This window comes from Planomonospora antibiotica, from assembly GCF_014647955.1.
Lineage (GTDB): Bacteria > Actinomycetota > Actinomycetes > Streptosporangiales > Streptosporangiaceae > Planomonospora > Planomonospora parontospora.
Window position 1 is genome coordinate 1 of sequence record NZ_BMQE01000077.1, and the last position, 18,480, is coordinate 18,480.

The 18,480-nt window shown below is 70.1% G+C and carries 17 protein-coding genes, 2 tRNA genes and 1 riboswitch; of the genes, 10 read left to right on the forward strand and 9 right to left on the reverse strand.

Annotation, left to right across the window (positions count from 1 at the left end; translation table 11 throughout):
* Positions 1-340: 340 nt before the first annotated feature.
* From IEZ06_RS34015 to IEZ06_RS34040, 6 genes are all read right to left on the reverse strand, one after another.
* The gene (locus IEZ06_RS34015) at positions 341-2,926 is read right to left on the reverse strand and encodes a valine--tRNA ligase (protein ID WP_189240782.1); all 2,586 of its coding nucleotides are present in this window, start codon (positions 2,924-2,926) and stop codon (positions 341-343) included.
* A gap of 198 nt (positions 2,927-3,124) precedes the next feature.
* Entirely contained in the window at positions 3,125-4,402 is a 1,278-nt protein-coding gene (gene clpX / locus IEZ06_RS34020; protein ID WP_189240783.1) for an ATP-dependent Clp protease ATP-binding subunit ClpX, read from the reverse strand.
* A 193-nt stretch (positions 4,403-4,595) separates the two neighbouring features.
* Positions 4,596-5,240 (reverse strand): ATP-dependent Clp protease proteolytic subunit, encoded by a 645-nt coding sequence (locus IEZ06_RS34025; protein ID WP_068903692.1) that lies wholly within the window; start codon positions 5,238-5,240, stop codon positions 4,596-4,598.
* An 11-nt stretch (positions 5,241-5,251) separates the two neighbouring features.
* On the reverse strand, positions 5,252-5,896 hold the full coding sequence (locus tag IEZ06_RS34030; protein WP_373293984.1) for a ClpP family protease: 645 nt from the start codon (positions 5,894-5,896) through the stop codon (positions 5,252-5,254).
* A 321-nt stretch (positions 5,897-6,217) separates the two neighbouring features.
* Entirely contained in the window at positions 6,218-7,588 is a 1,371-nt protein-coding gene (tig, locus tag IEZ06_RS34035) for a trigger factor (RefSeq protein WP_189240784.1), read from the reverse strand.
* Between the two features lie 207 nt (positions 7,589-7,795).
* Positions 7,796-8,662 (reverse strand): Sco1979 family transcriptional regulator, encoded by an 867-nt coding sequence (locus IEZ06_RS34040; protein WP_189240785.1) that lies wholly within the window; start codon positions 8,660-8,662, stop codon positions 7,796-7,798.
* A gap of 244 nt (positions 8,663-8,906) precedes the next feature.
* On the opposite strand from IEZ06_RS34040, the gene IEZ06_RS34045 reads away from it, so the two are divergent.
* On the forward strand, positions 8,907-9,413 hold the full coding sequence (locus IEZ06_RS34045; RefSeq protein WP_229799079.1) for an ATP-binding protein: 507 nt from the start codon (positions 8,907-8,909) through the stop codon (positions 9,411-9,413).
* 84 nt (positions 9,414-9,497) lie between these two features.
* On the opposite strand, the gene IEZ06_RS34050 is transcribed toward IEZ06_RS34045, so the two are convergent.
* A tRNA-Pro gene (locus IEZ06_RS34050) sits at positions 9,498-9,571 on the reverse strand.
* 88 nt (positions 9,572-9,659) lie between these two features.
* Between IEZ06_RS34050 and IEZ06_RS34055 the strand changes: the two genes are divergently transcribed.
* A tRNA-Gly gene (locus IEZ06_RS34055) sits at positions 9,660-9,733 on the forward strand.
* A 96-nt stretch (positions 9,734-9,829) separates the two neighbouring features.
* On the opposite strand, the gene IEZ06_RS34060 is transcribed toward IEZ06_RS34055, so the two are convergent.
* Positions 9,830-9,979 (reverse strand): hypothetical protein, encoded by a 150-nt coding sequence (locus IEZ06_RS34060; RefSeq protein WP_189240786.1) that lies wholly within the window; start codon positions 9,977-9,979, stop codon positions 9,830-9,832.
* A gap of 115 nt (positions 9,980-10,094) precedes the next feature.
* On the opposite strand from IEZ06_RS34060, the gene IEZ06_RS34065 reads away from it, so the two are divergent.
* The 4 genes from IEZ06_RS34065 to IEZ06_RS34080 all read left to right on the forward strand — a co-directional run bounded on the left by IEZ06_RS34065 (position 10,095) and on the right by IEZ06_RS34080 (position 14,295).
* The gene (locus tag IEZ06_RS34065) at positions 10,095-11,492 is read left to right on the forward strand and encodes a TrpB-like pyridoxal phosphate-dependent enzyme (RefSeq protein WP_229799081.1); all 1,398 of its coding nucleotides are present in this window, start codon (positions 10,095-10,097) and stop codon (positions 11,490-11,492) included.
* 141 nt (positions 11,493-11,633) lie between these two features.
* Positions 11,634-11,807, forward strand: a complete 174-nt coding sequence (locus IEZ06_RS34070; RefSeq protein WP_189240787.1) for a hypothetical protein — start codon at positions 11,634-11,636, stop codon at positions 11,805-11,807.
* Positions 11,804-13,564 (forward strand): ATP-binding SpoIIE family protein phosphatase, encoded by a 1,761-nt coding sequence (locus IEZ06_RS34075; protein ID WP_189240788.1) that lies wholly within the window; start codon positions 11,804-11,806, stop codon positions 13,562-13,564. Before IEZ06_RS34070 ends, IEZ06_RS34075 begins: the two co-directional genes overlap by 4 nt.
* Before the next feature lie 161 nt (positions 13,565-13,725).
* Positions 13,726-14,295, forward strand: a complete 570-nt coding sequence (locus tag IEZ06_RS34080; RefSeq protein WP_189240789.1) for a TIGR03086 family metal-binding protein — start codon at positions 13,726-13,728, stop codon at positions 14,293-14,295.
* 86 nt (positions 14,296-14,381) lie between these two features.
* On the opposite strand, the gene IEZ06_RS37800 is transcribed toward IEZ06_RS34080, so the two are convergent.
* Positions 14,382-14,459, reverse strand: a complete 78-nt coding sequence (locus IEZ06_RS37800) for a 50S ribosomal protein bL37 (RefSeq protein WP_373293985.1) — start codon at positions 14,457-14,459, stop codon at positions 14,382-14,384.
* A 113-nt stretch (positions 14,460-14,572) separates the two neighbouring features.
* Here IEZ06_RS37800 and IEZ06_RS34085 point away from each other — a divergent pair, with 113 nt between their 5' ends.
* The 4 genes from IEZ06_RS34085 (at position 14,573) to IEZ06_RS34100 (ending at position 18,374) form a co-directional block, all read left to right on the forward strand.
* Positions 14,573-15,178 carry an HD domain-containing protein gene (locus IEZ06_RS34085; RefSeq protein WP_189240790.1) on the forward strand — a complete coding sequence of 202 codons (606 nt, stop codon included), beginning with the start codon at positions 14,573-14,575 and terminating at the stop codon, positions 15,176-15,178.
* Between the two features lie 82 nt (positions 15,179-15,260).
* On the forward strand, positions 15,261-16,061 hold the full coding sequence (locus IEZ06_RS34090; protein ID WP_189240791.1) for a DeoR/GlpR family DNA-binding transcription regulator: 801 nt from the start codon (positions 15,261-15,263) through the stop codon (positions 16,059-16,061).
* Positions 16,058-17,155, forward strand: a complete 1,098-nt coding sequence (gene galT / locus IEZ06_RS34095) for a galactose-1-phosphate uridylyltransferase (protein WP_189240792.1) — start codon at positions 16,058-16,060, stop codon at positions 17,153-17,155. The genes IEZ06_RS34090 and galT overlap by 4 nt, the downstream gene beginning before the upstream one ends.
* Before the next feature lie 72 nt (positions 17,156-17,227).
* Positions 17,228-17,363, forward strand: a riboswitch (cyclic di-AMP (ydaO/yuaA leader).
* 39 nt (positions 17,364-17,402) lie between these two features.
* Complete coding sequence (locus IEZ06_RS34100) at positions 17,403-18,374, forward strand: coiled-coil domain-containing protein (protein ID WP_189240793.1); 972 nt, start codon at positions 17,403-17,405, stop codon at positions 18,372-18,374.
* Positions 18,375-18,480 lie beyond the last annotated feature (106 nt).

Below are 18,480 nucleotides of genomic sequence, written 5' to 3' on the forward strand. Positions count from 1 at the left end.
CCGTATCGTCCGTTTCGTGTCAATCCGACCCGATTCGTCCGATCCCGGTCCGACCGGAACCACCCCGTTTCCGGGGCAACCCCTCTAACTTACCTCGACATCCCGTTCGTGTCCACTCGCGTGGCCATGTCCGATTTGCTGAGGTTTTGAGAGAAGAGAGGTGCAGGAGCTCGTCCTGCAAGAAGAAACCTTAGCAGCCTCTGCGGCTGACATGACCAACTTCCCGGTAACAGGTGGGTCTTCCCAGTGCCAGAAGACTCCAAACACGAGGACGCGGGGTCAACAACCCCCCGCGTCCTCACCTGATGCCGGTTCAGCCTCCCGGCCCCGCCGTCCCGATTCAGCCGGCGGGCAGCGCGGCCAGCTGAGCGGTGAGCCGGGCAATGTCCTGGTCGGCCTGAGCCGCACGGGCCCGGACCTTGCTCACCACATCATCCGGCGCCTTCGACATGAACTGCTCGTTCCCCAGCTTCGCGGCCACCTGCGCCGCCTCCTTGCGTGCCGCCGCGAGATCCTTCTCCAGACGCTTGCGCTCGGCGGCCACGTCGATGGCGCCCGCCGTGTCGATCTCCACGGCGATACCGCTCACGTCGAGACGCGCGGTCGCCGTGAAGGACTCCGACGGCTCGTCCAACCGGAGCAGCGAACGGATGGCGCTCTCCTGCGGGGCCAGAGCCGTACCGGCGAGGGACAACCGCGCCGCCACCCGCTGGCCGGGCTTGAGCCCCTGGTCCGAGCGGAACCTGCGGACCTCGGTGACCAGGTTCTGAACCGCCAGGATCTCCTCCTCCGCCGAGGGGTCGCGCAGGGACGCCTCGGCCGTGGGCCAGGACGCGACCACGAGGGACGGCCCCCCGGTCAGCGCCCTCCACAGTTCCTCGGTGACGAACGGCACCAACGGATGGAGCAACCGCAGCAGGGCGTCGAAGACATGTCCCAGGACCAGCCGGGTGTGCTCCTGACCCGCCGCGATCTGGATCTTGGCGAGCTCCACGTACCAGTCGCAGACCTCGTCCCAGGCGAAGTGGTAGAGCAGGTCGGAGACCTTGGCGAACTCGAACTCCTCGAAGGCGGCGTCCACGGACGCCGTGACCTCCTGGAGACGGGAGAGGATCCACCGGTCCGCCGCGGTGAGCTCCGTCACGGGAAGCTCTCCGACCGCGGCGCCGTTCATCAGGGCGAACCGGGTCGCGTTCCAGATCTTGTTGCAGAAGTTGCGGGAACCGCCCGCCCACTCCTCGCTGATCGCCACATCGGAGCCCGGGTTGGCGCCGCGCAGCAACGTGAAGCGGGTCGCGTCGGCGCCGAAGCGCTCCACCCAGTCCATCGGGTCCACGACGTTCCCGAACGACTTGGACATCTTCTTGCCGAACTGGTCGCGGACCATGCCGTGCAGCGCGACGGTCTGGAACGGCGGCCGGCCGTCCATCGCGTACAGGCCGAACATCATCATCCGGGCGACCCAGAAGAACAGGATGTCGTAACCCGTCACCAGGACCGAGGTCGGGTAGAACTTCTCCAGCTCGGGCGTCCGGTCGGGCCAGCCGAGGGTCGAGAACGGCCAGAGCCCCGAGGAGAACCAGGTGTCCAGGACGTCGGGATCCTGGACGTAGCCCTCGGGCGCCTCCTCGTCCGGGCCCACGCAGACGACCTCGCCGGCCGGCCCGTACCAGACGGGGATGCGGTGGCCCCACCACAGCTGCCGTGAGATGCACCAGTCGTGCATGTCGTCGACCCAGTCGAAGTAGCGCTTGGCGAGCTCCGGCGGATGGATCTTCGTCCGGCCGTCCCGGACCGCGTCACCCGCGGCCCTGGCCAGCGGCGAGACGTCCACGAACCACTGCAGCGAGAGGCGGGGTTCGACCACCGTCTTGCACCGCGAGCAGTGGCCGACCGAGTGCAGGTAGGGCCGCTTCTCGGCGACGATCCGGCCCTGCTCCCGCAGTGCGGCGACCACGGCCGGCCTCGCCTCGAAGCGGTCGAGGCCCTCGAACGGGCCGTGCGCGGTGATCACTCCGCGCTCGTCCATGACCGTCATCGACGGGAGCGAGTGCCGCCGGCCGATCTCGAAGTCGTTCGGGTCGTGGGCCGGGGTGACCTTGACCGCGCCGGTGCCGAAGGCGGGATCGACGTGCTCGTCCGCCACGACCGGGATGCGGCGGCCGGTCAGCGGGAGCTCCACCTCGCGGCCGACCAGATGGGCGTAGCGCTCGTCGGACGGGTGGACGGCCACGGCGGTGTCACCGAGCAGCGTCTCGGCCCGCGTGGTGGCGACCACGATGGAGTCGTCACCCTCGCCGTAGCGGATCGAGACGAGTTCTCCCTCGTCCTCGCTGTGCTCGACCTCGATGTCCGACAGGGCGGTGAGGCAGCGCGGGCACCAGTTGATGATGCGCTCGGCGCGGTAGATGAGCCCGTCGTCGAAGAGCTTCTTGAAGATCGTCTGGACCGCGCGGGAGAGCCCGGGATCCATGGTGAAGCGCTCACGGGACCAGTCGACGCCGTCGCCGAGTTTCTTCATCTGGCCGAGGATCCGGCCGCCGGACTCCTCCTTCCACTGCCAGACCCGCTCGACGAACGCCTCACGGCCGAGGTCGTGCCGGGACAGGCCGTCCTTGGCGATCTCGCGTTCGACCACGTTCTGGGTGGCGATGCCCGCATGGTCCATGCCCGGCATCCAGAGCGTCTCCTTGCCCGCCATGCGGGCACGGCGGGTCAGCGCGTCCTGGATCGAGTGGTCCAGCGCGTGCCCCATGTGCAGGACACCGGTCACGTTCGGCGGCGGAAGGACGATGGTGTACGGCTCGCGCTCACTGCTCGGATCCGCGGTGAAGTATCCCTCCGCTACCCAGCGCTCGTAGCTCCGGGTCTCCACATCGGCGGGTGTGTACTGGGTGGGCAGCTCTGGAGTCGTCACGGTGCCCAATTCTAAGGACGTCCGGGTGGCCGTCGTCCCATCGCCCGGTGAGTCGTGGATGCGCGGCCGGCTCACACCCGCCCGCCCGGCAGTGCCCGGCCGGGTTCTCCCGTCCGCGGACCGCTTCTCACCCGGTCCCGGACGCGGCGGCGCCCCCACGGTGATCCGCGGGGGCGCCGCCGTACAGGGCCGGGGCGGGTGCCGGGGCTAGGCCGACTTCTCGCGCGGGGCGCGCTGCTTGCTGAGCTGGTCGCGCGGGACGAGCGTCGGGTTGACGTGCTCGAGCACCGACTCGCGGGTGATGACGACGCGGGCCACGTCCTCGCGGGACGGCACCTCGTACATCACCGAGAGGAGGACCTCCTCCAGGATGGCCCGCAGGCCGCGCGCGCCGGTGCCGCGCAGGATCGCCTGGTCGGCGATGGCCTCGAGGGCGTCCTGGGTGAACTCCAGCTCGACGTTGTCGAGCTCGAAGAGGCGGCGGTACTGCTTCACGAGGGCGTTGCGCGGCTCGGTGAGAATCTGGATGAGCGCCTCGCGGTCGAGGTTGTGCACGCTGGTGATGACCGGGAGACGGCCCACGAACTCGGGGATCATCCCGAACTTCAGCAGGTCCTCGGGCATCACGTCGCCGAAGATGTCGGAGGAGTCGACGTCCTCCTTCGAGCGGATGATGGCGTTGAAGCCGATGCCCTTCTTGCCGATCCGGGACTCGATGATCTGCTCCAGGCCGGCGAAGGCCCCACCGCAGATGAACAGCACGTTGGTGGTGTCGATCTGGATGAACTCCTGGTGCGGGTGCTTGCGTCCGCCCTGCGGCGGCACGCTCGCGGTGGTGCCCTCCAGGATCTTCAGCAGCGCCTGCTGCACGCCCTCACCCGAGACGTCACGGGTGATCGACGGGTTCTCGCTCTTGCGGGCGATCTTGTCGACCTCGTCGATGTAGATGATGCCGGTCTCGGCCTTCTTGACGTCGTAGTCGGCGGCCTGGATCAGCTTGAGCAGGATGTTCTCGACGTCCTCGCCCACGTAGCCCGCCTCGGTCAGCGCGGTGGCGTCGGCGATGGCGAACGGGACGTTCAGCATCTTCGCCAGCGTCTGGGCCAGCAGTGTCTTGCCGGAACCGGTCGGGCCCAGGAGCAGGATGTTCGACTTGGCCAACTCGAGGCCGTCGTCACGCCCGCGCTCACCGGACTGCACCCGCTTGTAGTGGTTGTAGACCGCCACCGAGAGGGCCTTCTTCGCCTTGTCCTGACCGATGACGTAGGCGTCGAGGAACTCGTAGATCTCTCTCGGCTTGGGCAGGCTGTCCCACTTGAGCTCGGAGGACTCGCTGAGCTCCTCCTCGATGATCTCGTTGCAGAGATCGATGCACTCATCGCAGATGTATACGCCGGGCCCGGCGATGAGCTTCTTGACTTGCTTCTGGCTCTTCCCGCAGAAAGAGCACTTCAGCAGGTCTCCCCCGTCGCCGATGCGTGCCACCCCAGATACTCCTTTGCGTGGGACCGCCTGGCTGCCGCGGTCCGGTTCTTTCGAGACCGGTCGGAACCCGGTACGAAAAGTCATCCCGCTCAGGTTTCGACGTTACCGTCTTCTGAGCCCTCAGTGAGCCCCCTGGCGGCGAGTCGCACCGGAAGGTGCCCAATTGGGCACCGTTCCGATGCAATCTACCTCCTCAGGAGGCGACAGCCTTGGCGAGCTTCTTGCGCGACGGGATGATGTCGTCGATCAGCCCGTACGCCTTGGCTTCCTCCGCGTTCAGAATCTTGTCGCGCTCGATGTCCTTGCGGATCTCCTCGGCACCCTTGCCCGAGTGGCGCGCCACCAGGGTCTCCAGGAGCGCGCGCATCCGCAGGATCTCGCGCGCCTGGATCTCGATGTCGCTCCCCTGTCCGCCGCCCTCGGTGGAGGGCTGGTGGATGAGCATCCGAGCGTTCGGCAGGGCGAACCGCTTGCCCGCCGTACCGCCGGCCAGCAGGACCGCGGCGGCCGAGGCCGCCTGGCCCAGACAGACCGTCTGGATGTCCGGCCGGACGAACTGCATCGTGTCGTAGATCGCCGTCATGGCGGTGAACGACCCGCCCGGCGAGTTGATGTAGATGCTGATGTCACGGTCGGGGTCGAGCGACTCCAGCGTCAGCAACTGCGCCATGACGTCGTTGGCGGACGCGTCGTCGATCTGCACGCCGAGGAAGATGATGCGATCCTCGAACAGCTTATTGTACGGGTTCATCTCCTTCACGCCGTACGACGTGCGTTCGACGAAGGAGGGGAGAACGTAGCGGCCGTTGATGTCTCCCGGCCGGATCAACTCACTCACGTTGTGTCCCTTCAGGAGACTGCGCCCTCGGAGGGCACCTGGCGGGCGCTCCGAACGACGTTGTCGATGAAGCCGTAGTCCTTGGCCTCCTCGGCCGTGAACCAGCGGTCGCGGTCGGAGTCGGCCTCGATCTGCGCCAGGTCCTGGCCCGTGTGGAACGCGATGCGCTCCGCGAGGGTCTTCTTGACGTAGAGCATCTGCTCCGCCTGGATGGCGATGTCGGCGGCGGTGCCGCCGATGCCGCCCGAAGGCTGGTGCATCATGATGCGTGCGTGCGGCAGGGCGTAGCGCTTGCCCCGCGCGCCGGCGCAGAGGAGGAACTGGCCCATGGAGGCGGCCAGACCCATCGCGACCGTGCACACGTTGTTCGGCACGTATTCCATCATGTCGTAAATCGCCATGCCGGCGGTCACCGACCCGCCAGGCGAGTTGATGTAGAGCCAGATGTCCCGCTCGGAGTCATCCGCTGCCAGGAGAAGCAGCTCGGCACAGATTCGGTTGGCGATCTCGTCGTTGACCTGGGTGCCCAGCACGATGATGCGCTCACGCAGCAGCCGCTGGTAGAGCTGGTCTTCGAGCCTGAACGAGCCGGTCGGCTGGCTCATCGACTCGGGCCCGGAGCCGGTCGGCTGGTAGAAGGTCGGCGGGCTGGTCACAGCGTCACCTTCCGATGCGTCGTAATCGATTGGCTTTGCTTGTGACCTTAACGCGCGGCGCCTACCGGACATGCCCCCTCCACGTGCTGTTCGCCGACAGCGCATGATGAGCCCTCCGAGCGCCCCGGCGCCCACCGGAGGTTCCGCCGCGCCAGGAGGGGCCCGCAGGCGCCGGTGGAAGGGCGTTGCGGGGCCCCGGAGGCGGCCCGTCCGCCGGTCCGCCCGCGGCTCCGGGAACCGTGCGCCCTGCGGAAACCGGAACGGCGCCCCCGCCGTGCGAGCACGGTGGAGGCGCCGCGGGTGTTCCGGCGGAGCGGGTGCCTACTCCTCGGTCTTCTCCTCGGCGGGCTCCTCGACGGGCTCCTCGCCGTTGATCTCGGTGTAGACGGCCTTGAGGTCCACCTCGTTGCCGGCCTCGTCGACGACCTTGGCGGCGTCCCCGATGACGCTCTTGGCCTTGTCGCGGACGATCTCGACCATGGCCAGGGTGAGCTGGTCGTTGTCGGCCAGGTGCTGGGCCAGCACGTTCGGGGCGACGTTCATCTGCATGGCGCGCCGCACCACGAAGTTGGTCAGCTCCTGCTCGCTGACACCGAGCTCCTCCGCCTTGACGATCTTGTCGAGGACGAAGCCGGTCTTGAGCGCCTTGGCGGAGCTCGCCTCGAGCTCGGCGTGGCGCTCCTCCTCGGTGGTCTGGTAGAGGCGGAAGTAGGCGTCCTTGCTCAGGCCGCTCTCCGCGATCTGGTGCTCGAGGTTGTGCTTGCGGTTGTCGAGCTCGGCCTTGAGCGCGCTCTCCGGAAGCGGAATGTCGATCTTGCCGAGGAGGGCGTCGAGCGCGTTCTCCCGCGCCTGCACGACCTGGTCGATGAGCTTGTTGCGGCGGATCTGCTCGCGGAGGCTGTCCTTGAGCTCGTCGAGGGTGTCGAACTCGCTGGCCAGCTGGGCGAACTCGTCGTCGAGCTCGGGGAGGACCTTCTCCTTGACGCTCTTGACGGTGATGGTCACCACGGCCTCCTCGCCGGCGTTCTCGCCGCCGACCAGGTTGGTGGTGAACTCCTTGACGTCACCGGCGGACATGCCGGCCAGCGCGTCGTCCAGGCCCTGCAGCACCGAGCCGGCGCCGACCTCGTAGGAGACGTCGTTGGCCTGCTGCTCCTCGATGTTCACGCCGTCGATGGCGGCGGCGAGGTCCATGACGACGAAGTCGCCGTTCGCGGCGGGGCGCTCGACCCCGGTCAGCGTGGCGAAGCGCTGCCGCAGGCCGTCCAGCTGGGTGTCGACGTCCTCGTCGGACACCTCGGCGACGGGGACGGTGACCTCGAGGCCCTGGTAGTCGGGCACCTCGAAGTTCGGGCGGATGTCCACCTCCGCGGTGAACTCGACCTGCTCGCCGTCCTCGATCTTGGTGACCTCGATCTCCGGCTGGCTGACCGGGAAGATGTCGCTCTCGTCGACGGCCTGGCCGTACAGCTTCGGCACCGCGTCGTTGAGGGTCTCCTCCAGCACCACCGCGCGGCCGAAGCGCTGCTCGATGATGCGGGCCGGAACCTTGCCGGGGCGGAAGCCGGGAACGCGCACCTGCTGCGCGACCTTCTTGTAAGCCGCCTGCATGCTCTCGCCGAGCTCCTCGAACGGCACCTCGACAGTGAGCTTGACCCGGGTCGGGCTGAGCTCCTCGACAGCGGTCTTCACGGGGTGGTCTCCTTGATCAAGCTTCGAGTGATCGCGGGCGCGCGCCAATTCGTACGGCTATCGCGGCAAGCTCGCGCGCCGCGCCCACATGAGCGGCGCAGGGCACAGCCTCAAGAGATGCGGATCGGGGCATGCTCCACTGCGGCGGGTGTCCAGCGCCACAGGCCAGTCTAGGGCAGACCCGTACCCCTCAGCGAACGGCGCGGGTCAGATCTCCTTGATGATGCGCCGGAGGATGTCGACGGTCTCACCCGGTGTGGTGCTCACCGCGCACAGGCGCTCCATGACCTCGCTGTAGCGGTCCACCTCCTCGGGCTTGTCGAGGTAGAGGGCGCTGGCGAGCTGCTCGACGTAGACGACGTCGGGAAGCTCGCTGTCGTGGAAGCGCAGCACGCTGAAGGCGCCGCCCTCCGCGCTGTGCCCGCCGAAGCTGAACGGCATCACCTGAATCGTGATGTTCGGCTGGCGCATCAGGTCCATCAGGTGCTCCAGCTGCGCCCGCATCACCTCGGCGCCGCCGATGGGGCGCCGCAGCGCCGCCTCGTCGATGACCGCCCAGAAGAACGGGCCGTCGGACCGCTCCAGCACCCGCTGGCGTTCGAGGCGCAGGTCCACCCGGCGCGCGATCTCCTCGGGCGCGATCCCGGCGCCTCCGGCGGTGATGACCGCTCTGGCGTACTCCTTGGTCTGGAGCAGGCCGGGCACGAACTGCACCTCGTAGGTGCGGATGCGGGCCGCCGCCTCCTCGAGGCCGACGTACGTCTGGAACCAGTTGGGGAGCAGGTCGTTGAAGCGGTGCCACCAGCCGGGCTCGTTCGCCCTGGACAGGAGGTCCATGACGGCCGCCCGCGCCTCCGCGTCCTCCACCCCGTAGAAGGTGAGCAGGTCCGCGACGTCGCGCTCCCGCAGCCCGACCCGTCCGAGCTCCATCCTGCTGATCTTGGATTCGGAGCCCCGGATCAGATGGCCGGCCTCCTCCCGCGTGAGCCCTCTGGCCTCGCGCAGACGGCGCAGCTGGGAACCCAGGAGGATGCGCAGAGCTGTGGGACCCGATCCCTGCTGGATCTGCGTCACTTCGCCTCCCTATTCACTTAGGCCAGCGCACACAGTGTCACCACTTCCGGCCGTTATGACAAGGCCTCGGGCGTGTGCCCTATTGGTCAGCCTTGTACTTTAAACGCACATGCCGCTGCACGCTGCAACTGCACGTGCATTTGGGTCTTGCAGGACCCGCCCGCGTGACTCATGATGGCTTGGTGCATATTGGGCTTATAGTGCACAAGCTTTGAAAACTCTCAACCGGCACGGAGAGCTCACGATGACAGCGGGAGGTACCGGCAGGATGGTGGAGGAGCCACGATCGGCTGCCGCCTGCCTGCAGGCGACTCGTGAGATCGGCTTCGATGAGCTTCTCGCGGCCGACCGCTCGGACGCGGCGGCCTGCCCGCTCCCCCGCCAGGCCGACTCCGTGAAGACCGCCCGGGACGTGACGCGCTCCACGCTGGACGGCTGGGGGCTGTCCGAGCTCAGCGATGACGCCGCGTTAGTGGTTTCGGAACTCGTCACCAACGCCGTTCGCTACGCTCTGTGCCCGCCCGGTCGGTCCGAGGCGCCGATCACCCTGATGCTGCTGCGGCTCTCGCCCCACGTGCTCCTCGCCGTGGCCGACCCCAGCGACACCCCGCCCGTCCCGAAGGAGCCGGACTTCGTCTCGGAGAACGGCCGCGGGCTCTACATCGTGGAGACCTACAGCCGCTACTGGGGCTGGGACCACCTCTCCCGCGGCGGCAAGGCCGTCTGGGCGCTCTTCAGCGGCACCTCCTGAACACCGGCCGCACGGCCCGGAGGAGAGCAGGGCTTCGGAGGAGACAGGAACCGGGCGCCGGTCGGAACCGGCGCCCGGTCGATGTCGGGGTGACAGGATTTGAACCTGCGGCCCCCTGCTCCCAAAGCAGGTGCGCTACCAAGCTGCGCCACACCCCGGCGGTCGGGTACGCGCACGGTCCGGATCTCCGGTACGATTACGCCCTGACGACCGGATGAAGTCTAGACCAGACCAACACCGGATCGCGCGGACGTAGCTCAATGGTAGAGCCCCAGTCTTCCAAACTGGCTACGCGGGTTCGATTCCCGTCGTCCGCTCCAGATAAGAAGGGCCAGGTCACCGGGCATCCGGGGCCTGGCCCTTCTTCGTTGCCGACGAATTCCCCGATCTTCCACATCGGTCCGGCCGTCGGCCGGTCAGCCGCTCGCCGGACCGCTCAGCCACTGCTTGAAGCGGAGGTCCTCGACGAACGCGGTGTCCGGGACCTCCTCCGCCGGATGGGCCTCGACCGTCTCCTCGGGCAGCACCCTCTCGGGGAGCCGCTTCCAGTCCCTCTCGTTCTCCATGGCTCCAGCGTACGTCCGCGGCGGGCGCCGTACCGGGCGGAGAAGAAGCGGAGAAGAAGAGGTGCGGCGCATTCTCAGGGGACAAAGAGGAAACGCGTGGACCACGGAGGGTGAGGTGAACGACACTGAGAGCAGCGACCCCTGGAGGCGAACCGTGTCCGAGGCCACCCGAGTGCTGCTCGACGAGTCCCGCATCCCGCGCAACTGGTACAACATCCTGGCCGATCTCCCGGCCCCTCCCCCGCCGCCCCTGCACCCCGGCACGCGGCAGCCGGTCGGCCCCGACGACCTGGCCCCGCTCTTCCCGGCGGAGCTGATCGGCCAGGAGGTCTGCACCGACCGCTTCGTCCCCATCCCGGACGGCGTCCGCGACGTCTACCGGCTCTGGCGGCCGACCCCGCTGATCCGCGCCCGGCGGCTCGAACGCTCGCTCGGCACCCCCGCCCGGATCTACTACAAGTACGAGGGCGGCTCCCCGTCCGGCTCCCACAAGCCCAACACCGCCGTCCCCCAGGCGTACTACAACGCCCGCGAGGGGGTCCGCCGGCTCACCACCGAGACCGGCGCCGGGCAGTGGGGCTCGTCCCTGGCGTTCGCCTGCGCGCAGTACGGCCTCGACTGCGAGGTCTGGATGGTCCGCGCCTCCTACGACCAGAAACCGCACCGCCGGTCCCTCATGCGGGTGTACGGCGCGACCGTGCACGCGAGCCCGTCCCCGGAGACCGTCTCGGGCAGCAAGGTCCTGGCCGAGGACCCCGGCTCCCCGGGCAGCCTGGGCATCGCGATCAGCGAGGCCGTCGAGGTGGCCGCGGCCGCCCCCGACACCCGGTACGCCCTGGGCAGCGTGCTCAACCACGTGCTGCTCCACCAGACGGTCATCGGCGAGGAGGCGATCGAGCAGCTGGCGGCGTTCGGCGAGGTGCCCGACCTGATCGTCGGCTGCACCGGCGGCGGTTCCAACTTCGCCGGGCTCGTCTTCCCGTTCCTGCGGGAGAAGCTGGCCGGGCGGATGGACCCGGTCATCCGCGCGGTGGAGCCCGAGGCCTGCCCGTCGCTGACCCGGGGCGTCTACGCCTACGACTTCGGTGACGCCGCGGGACTCACCCCGCTGCTGAAGATGCACACGCTCGGCCACGGCTTCGTGCCCGACCCGATCCACGCGGGCGGGCTGCGCTACCACGGCATGTCCCCGCTGATCTCGCACCTGCACGAGCTGGGCCTGTTCGAGGCGGTGGCCAAGGGGCAGAGCGAGTGCTTCGAGGCGGGCCTGCGCTTCGCCAGGACCGAGGGGATCGTCCCCGCTCCGGAACCGACGCACGCGCTGGCCGAGACCGTCGCCGAGGCGCTGCGCTGCCGGGAGACCGGCGAGCCGAAGGTCATCCTGACCGCACTGTGCGGGCACGGCCACTTCGACCTGAACGCCTACGACCACCACCTGTCGGGGGAGATGGAGGACTTCGCGCTGCCGCAGGAGCGCATCGACACCGCGCTGGAGGGGCTGCCCGTCATCTGAGAGCGGGGATCCGCCGTGCCCTGCGGCGCGTCCCCGGACCCGGACGAGACATCCGGCGGTTTCTCAGGTAAACATGAGACTCCATCGTAGATCATTCTTTACGCTTGGCCCGAGCCGGAGTCAAGCGCACGGGAGGGACGCGTGACGGAGTTCGACGGCGTCATCGTCGGAGGCGGCCGCAACGGCCTCGCCTGCGCCGCCCGCCTCGCCAGGACCGGTCCGTCCGCCGCGGTCGCCCAGCGCAACGGGACGGCGGGCGATCCAGGGATCTTCCCGTGGCAGACCCCCGTTCCCGAGCCGCGGTGGGACGGATGAGCACCGACGCCCCGGCGGCGCGGGCCGACCACCGCTTCGTGACCAGGACCCCCGCGACGGGCGAGGCCCGGATGGGCAGCCCGGCCTCCGTGCACGAGCGCTTCTCGCTGCTCAACGCCGCCAGCAAGCGCATCGGCACCACCCTGGACATGTTCGAGACGGGCCGGGAGCTGATGGAGGTCGCCGTGCCGCGCTTCGCCGACGCGGCCGGCATCCTGGTGCAGGACCGGCTCGTCACCGACGGCGAGTTCCCGCACCGCAGCACCGACGGCTCGGCGCTGGTGCGGCGCATCGCGGTCGGTGTGGCGTCCGCCGCCCCCGGGGAGTACGCCCGGGCCTTCCCGGTGGACGAGGTCACCGTCTACGACGCCTGGACGCCGTACGCCAAGGTGATGGCCACCGGCAACCCGATCCTGTACCCCCGGCTGGGCGCCCGCACCGCGCGGGAGATCGGCCGCGCCTGGAAGCGCGACGAGGTGACCAGGGTGCTGGAGGACAGCTCGTTCCTGGTGGTGCCGCTGAAGGCGCGCGGCCGGGTGCTGGGCTTCGTCGTCTACACCCGCCGGCCGGACAGCGACCCCTTCGACGAGCAGGACGTGGCGCTCGGCGAGGAACTCGCGGCCAGGACCGCGATCTGCCTGGACAACGCCCGGCTCTACGGCCACGAGCGCCGGACCGCGCTGACCCTGCAGAGCAGCCTCCTCCCCTCCGACCTCTACCAGCCCCTCGGCCTGTCCATCGCCTCCCGCTATCTGCCGGCGAGCGACCTGGCGAGCGTCGGCGGCGACTGGTACGACGTGATCCCGCTGCCGGGGTGCCGGGTCGCCCTGGTGGTCGGCGACGTGATGGGGCACGGCACCCGGGCCGCCGCCACGATGGGCCAGCTCCGGGTGGCGGCCCGCACACTGGCCAGCCTCGACCTGAGCCCCGGCGAGGTGCTGTTCCGGCTCAACCGGATGAGCCAGGACCTGGACGGCAGCCAGATCGCGACGTGCGTCTACGCCACCTACGATCCGGTCACCCGGCTCTGCACGATCGCCCGCGCCGGGCACGTGCCCCCGGTCCTGGTGCACCCGGACGGCACGACGGAGATCGTCGAGGTGCCCGCGGGCCTCCCGCTCGGCATCGGCAACGACCCGGTCGAGACCGCCTCGATCACCCTGCCGCACGGTTCCGTGCTCGCCCTCTACACCGACGGCCTGGTGGAGAGCCGCGACCGCGACATCGACGAGGGCATCGACGCGCTGCGGCGGCTGCTCTCCGGCCGGAGCGAGGAGCTGGGCAAGGACCTGGACGAGGTCTGCGACCTCACGATCGGCGCCCAGCGGCCGGGACACGAACGCGACGACATCGCGCTCCTGCTGGCCCGGGTGCACGAGTTGTCCGAGAACGAGGTCGCCGTGCTCGCGCTCCCGCCGGACACCCGTTCGGCGGCGAAGGCCCGCGGCTTCGTCCGCGCCACGCTCTCCGAGTGGGGACTGGAGTCCGTCTCCGACGGCACCGAGCTCATGGTGAGCGAGCTGGTCACCAACGCGGTCCGGCACGGTGCGGGGCCCGTCGGGCTCCGGCTGCTGCGCGGTCCGAGCCTGGTCTGCGAGGTGGCCGACCGCTCGCCCTCGATGCCGGTCATGCGGGAGGCCGCGGGCACCGACGACAGCGGCCGCGGTCTGCAGCTCATCAACTGGATGGCCCACCGCTGGGGCACCCGCCCGACGCCCCAGGGGAAGATCGTCTGGGTGGAGCAGAAGCTGCTCTAGAACCGCTCCAGGACGCCCGGCGCCGGGCGCGGGCCGCGTGACGACCGCGGCGCGGCCCCCCGCCCGAGGCCCGGAGCGCCCGTCCGGTCATGCCCGACGGGTGCGCTGACTACTGGCGCTCCACGGGTTACGGTCGAATCGATGATTCGGGAGGGCAGCACATGACCATCGACATCCGGGAGGCCTACCGGCGGGCGCTGGACGACTTCGGCGCCCTCGTCCACCGGATCGCCCCCGGGCAGTGGGACGCCCCGACGCCGTGCGCGGGCTGGGACGTCCGCACCCTGGTCAACCACGTGGTGAGCGAGAGCCTGTGCGTGCCCGAGCTGTTCGCCGGGCGGAGTGCCGCGGAGATCGGCGGCGCCTTCGACGGCGACGTGCTCGGCGACGACCCGCTGAAGGCGTTCGACGCCTCGGCCGCCGCCGCCGTCCAGGCGACGGGTGAGGGCGGTTCCCTGACGGCCGTCGTCCGGCTCTCGTTCGGCGACGTGCCCGGCGCGGAGTACGTCACCGAGCTGTTCGCCGACGCGCTCATCCACACCTGGGACCTGGCCCGGGCGATCGGCGCGGACGAGCGGCTCGACCCCGAGCTGGTCGAGGCCTGCGCGGCCTGGTTCGCCGACGCCGGGGACGACTACCGGCAGGCGGGCGTCATGGGCGATCCGCACCCGGTGCCCGCGGGCACCGGCCTGCAGGCCAGGCTCCTCGCCGCCTGGGGCCGCGCAGGCTGAGGCCCGCCGTGCCCGGAGACGGCCCCGGCGGGAGCGCAGCGCCCGGCGGAGGCACCGGGTCCGTGACGTGGCACCGGCGCGGTGCGCTACCGCGCCGCGGGCCGCTTGCCGTGGTTGGCCTTCCGCTTCTTCCTCGCCCGCGCCTTGCGCGCCCGTCTGGCCATGTGCGACCGCCTCCGTCCGTGGATCCGGGTCCGGCCTCCACCGTCCCCCGGGAACGCGCGCCGTACAAGGCCCAAGTCGCAGGCCGTCCGGCGGCCGCCCCTAGAGTCCGGGCATGAGCTCTCAGCTGATGGCCCGCTGGCGCGCCCTGACCGGCCCCGGAGCCGGCCGTCTCGGCGCGGACCTGATCACCCGGTACGGCGAGCCGCACCGCAGATACCACACCACCGCCCATCTGGAGGCGGTGCTCGACCACGTCGACGTGCTGGCCGGGCACGCCGGAGATCCCGACCTGGTACGGCTCGCGGCCTGGTTCCACGACGCCGTCTACGATCCGCAGCGCGGCGACAACGAGGAGCGCAGCGCCCGGATGGCCGAGCGGGCCCTGCCGGAACTGGGGCTGCCGTCCTCGGCGGTGGCCGCGGTGGCCCGCCTGGTCAGGCTCACCGTCACCCACGCCCCCGAGCCCGGCGACGCGGACGGAGCCGTGCTGTGCGACGCCGACCTGGCGATCCTGGCCGCGTCTCCGGAGGTCTACGCCGCCTACGCGGCGGCCGTGCGCGAGGAGTACGCCTTCGTCCCGGACGAGGCGTTCCGGTCCGGGCGGGCGGCCGTGCTGCGCTCCCTGCTGGACCTTCCGGTGATCTTCCACACCGCGGGCGCCTCGGCGTGGGAGGGGGCGGCCCGGGAGAACATGCGGCGGGAACTCGACCTCTTGTGAGGATTATCCAGCACAAACGCACATCTTCCCTGCGTCGTGATGTGGTAATTTGATGGAAGTTGTTTGATTAAGGAGTGGATCAATGCTCGCCCAACAGCGGCAGCAGGCGATTCTGGAGCGGGTGCGCAGCAGCGGCGGCGTCCGCGTCGCCGATCTCGTCCGGGAGCTCGGCGTGTCCGACATGACGATCCGCCGGGACCTGGAGGTCCTCGCCGAGCGCGGCCTGCTGGAGAAGGTCCACGGCGGGGCCACCGCGGCCGGTCCCGGATCGACCGAGGAGCCCGGGTTCGCCGCCAAGTCGGCCCGTCAGCAGCCGGAGAAGGAGGCGATCGCCCGGCAGGCGGCCCGGCTCGTCCGGCCCGGCACGGCCATCGCGCTCTCGGCGGGCACCACGACCTGGACGCTGGCCCACTTCGTCGCCGACGTCCCCGAGCTGACGGTCATCACCAACTCGATCCGGATCGCCGACGTCTTCCACCGCTCGCCCCGCGCCGACCGCACCGTCGTGCTGACCGGCGGCGTGCGCACCCCCTCCGACGCGCTGGTCGGACCGGTCGCGGTGGCCGCGATCCGCGGGCTGCACGTGGACACCCTCTTCCTCGGGGTGCACGGCATGAGCGCCCGCGCCGGGTTCACCACGCCCAACCTCCTGGAGGCCGAGACCGACCGCGAGCTGGTCGCCTCCGCGCACCGCCTGGTCGTGCCCGCCGACCACACCAAGTGGGACACGGTCGGGATCAGCACCATCGCCCGCCTGTCCGAGGCGCACGTCGTCATCAGCGATCCCGGACTGCCCCAGGAGGCCCGCGAGGAGCTCTCCGCCCAGGCGGGCGAGCTCATCATCGCCGAGCCGGAGCAGGACAGGCAGGTGGCGGGCCGGTGAAGCGCACCCTCACCCACCTGGCCGACGGCCGGGAGCTGCTCTACTTCGACCGGCGCGACGACGCGGACCGCGGCGCCGTCGACGAGCGCGAGCTACCGCCCCGCCCGGCTCCCTCGGAGCTGCGCTACGACCCGCTGACCGAGGAGTGGATCGCGATCGCGGGGCACCGGCAGAGCCGGACCTTCCTGCCCCCCGCCGACCAGTGCCCGCTCTGCCCGTCGGCCCCCGGCCGCCTCTCCGAGATCCCCGCCTCCTCCTACGACGTCGTCGTCTTCGAGAACCGCTTCCCCTCGTTCTCCACTCCCCCCGGCACCCACGATGATCCCGGCGGCCACGCCGGGGCGGGTGCGATCGGCGGGACCCGCCCGGGTCTGGGCCGCTGCGAGGTGGTCTGCTTCACCTCCGACCACGACTCGTCCTTCTCCGCGCTCTCCCCCGCGCAGGTCGAGCTGGTCATGGAGGCCTGGATCGACCGCACCGCGGAGCTGGCGGCGGTCCCCGGCGTGGAGCAGGTGTTCTGCTTCGAGAACCGGGGAGCGGAGATCGGCATCACCCTGGCCCACCCGCACGGCCAGATCTACGCCTACCCCTACGTGACCCCGCGCACGAAGCTGACCCTGCGGGCCGCCGAGCGCCACCGGGAGCGGACCGGCGGCAACCTGTTCGCCGACGTCCTGGCCGCCGAGCGGGAGGCCGGGGTGCGGGTGGTCGCCGTCAACGAGCACTGGACGGCGTTCGTCCCGGCCGCGGCCCGCTGGCCGTTCGAAGTGCACGTCTACCCCCACCGACGGGTCGCCGACCTGGGCGGGCTGGACCGGGCCGAGCGCGCGGCGTTCGGCCCGCTCTACACCGGCGTGCTGCGCCGGCTGGACGCGCTGTTCGGGGTGCCCATGCCGTACGTCGCGGCCTGGCACCAGGCGCCGGTCAACGTCGGGCGGGACCTGTCGTACGCGCACCTGGAGCTGTTCAGCATCCGCCGGGCGCCGGACAAACTGAAGTACCTCGCCGGGTCGGAGTCCGCGATGGGGGCTTTCGTGAACGACGTCCCGCCCGAGGAGGCGGCCCGCCTCCTGCGCACGGTGATCACGGATTGATCACCGCATGGTCTCGACCTGGAGTCGCATGACCATCTCATTACCACTACTATCCTTCAGTCGTCGGCTTCAACAGCAGATATGCCTAATCCCGGGCGCCTCGCCCGGGAGCCGGGGAACCACCGCATCCGGGGTGAACCACATCAGTGGAAGGGCTTCCTCCAGCCCGAACCCGTCAGCTGACCCGGCCGGCTGAAGGAGAGGAGAGTTCGTGGCGGCTGCGTCGCCTGCGTCGTCTGCATCGCCGATGTCCCCCACGTTCCGTCGCCGCGCGGCCGCGGCCGTCTGCCTGGTCTCGGTGCTCGGCTTCACCCTCGGCGTCCCCGCCGCCGGCCTCGCGGAGCCCAAGCCCACCGAGGCGGAGCTCCGCAAGGACCTGAAGCGGCTCGGCAAGAAGGTCGACGGCCTCATCGAGACCTACGCGGCCAAGCGGGAGTCCGTGCGCAAGGCGGAGAAGGCGGAGAGCATCGCCGAGGACAACCTCCGCAAGGCGGACAAGACCTACCAGGAGGCCAAGCAGGAGGTCGACTCGATCGCCCAGCTCCGCTACCAGAGCAACTCCGGGGACCTGCCCGTGCTGCTGTTCTCCGGCGAGGGCGACATGGCCGCCGCCGCCGTGATGGAGCAGCTCGTCGCCCAGCAGTCCGCCTACCTGGAGGGCTTCGCCACCAGCAGGGAGCGCAGGAAGCAGGCCGCGGAGCGGGCCGCCCGGCTCACCGAGGACCTCCGCGAGGAGGCGGAGGAGGTCGAGGAGCGGCGCGAGGAGGCGGAGAAGGTGATCCGCGACATCAAGCGGAAACTGGACCAGCTCGTCCCCCTCGGCTCCGGCCGCCGCGCGGACGGCAGCTGGGTGCCCCAGCTGCCCAACGGCTCCGACAACATCACCGACCGCACCCGGAACATGCGCGACGCCGTCAGGCGGCGCTTCGAGCTGACCCACACGATCGGCTGCTACCGGAGCATGAACGACGGGGGCGAGCACCCCCTGGGCCGTGCCTGCGACTTCATGATGAGCAGCGGCGGGGCCATGCCCTCGGCCGCCGGCCTCAGGCTCGGCGACGAGATCGCCGCCTGGGTCCTGAAGAACAGGGGCAAGCTCGGCGTCAAGTACGTGATCTGGCGCCAGCGCATCAACCACGGCTCCGGCTGGCGCTTCATGTCCGACCGGGGCGGCAACACCGCCAACCACTACGACCACGTGCACATCTCGATGCTCTGACCCGCCGCCCCGGCCGGACGGGGCTTCCGGCCGGGGACAAAACGGTGGATCTGGCCCACATTTCGTGATTGTTACGACCCCGCGCGAGACAGACTTCTGTGACCAT

Coding starts and splice junctions, on each gene's coding strand:
- IEZ06_RS34045 (WP_229799079.1), top strand. CDS start 8,907: ATGACAGCGGGAGGTACCGGCAGGATGGTGGAGGAGCCACGATCGGCT.
- IEZ06_RS34060 (WP_189240786.1), bottom strand. CDS start 9,979: ATGGAGAACGAGAGGGACTGGAAGCGGCTCCCCGAGAGGGTGCTGCCC.
- IEZ06_RS34075 (WP_189240788.1), top strand. CDS start 11,804: ATGAGCACCGACGCCCCGGCGGCGCGGGCCGACCACCGCTTCGTGACC.
- IEZ06_RS34080 (WP_189240789.1), top strand. CDS start 13,726: ATGACCATCGACATCCGGGAGGCCTACCGGCGGGCGCTGGACGACTTC.
- IEZ06_RS37800 (WP_373293985.1), bottom strand. CDS start 14,459: ATGGCCAGACGGGCGCGCAAGGCGCGGGCGAGGAAGAAGCGGAAGGCC.
- IEZ06_RS34085 (WP_189240790.1), top strand. CDS start 14,573: ATGAGCTCTCAGCTGATGGCCCGCTGGCGCGCCCTGACCGGCCCCGGA.
- IEZ06_RS34090 (WP_189240791.1), top strand. CDS start 15,261: ATGCTCGCCCAACAGCGGCAGCAGGCGATTCTGGAGCGGGTGCGCAGC.
- IEZ06_RS34100 (WP_189240793.1), top strand. CDS start 17,403: ATGTCCCCCACGTTCCGTCGCCGCGCGGCCGCGGCCGTCTGCCTGGTC.